The 233-nt window shown below is 66.1% G+C and carries 1 pseudogene; it reads left to right on the top strand.

Annotation, left to right across the window (positions count from 1 at the left end):
• Window positions 1-233: pseudogene (locus QP381_RS09500) on the top strand (VIT1/CCC1 transporter family protein); the annotation flags it as partial.

Below are 233 nucleotides of genomic sequence, written 5' to 3'. Positions count from 1 at the left end.
ACGAACAGTACTGGTTGGACAAACTGGGCTTGCACGCCTACCCGGCGCCTATTCCGCCGTTGCGCACGCGCATCATGGCGGCCTTGGCGCGCACGTTCGGATCCGTGTTTGTGCTAGCCCTGGCCCAGTCTGCCGAAGAAAGGCAGGCAGCCAGCGAGCCGGAGACGCCCGCGCAGATTAGTGCGGACGAACGCGTCCATTCCGAGGTAGTGCGGGCCCTGGCGGGCCGCTCT

The organism is Pauljensenia sp. UMB6358 (assembly GCF_030216865.1).
Classification (GTDB): Bacteria; Actinomycetota; Actinomycetes; order Actinomycetales; family Actinomycetaceae; genus Pauljensenia; species Pauljensenia turicensis_A.
The sequence above is the reverse complement of the archived record's forward strand: the minus strand, read 5'-3'. Positions and strand labels throughout refer to the sequence as shown.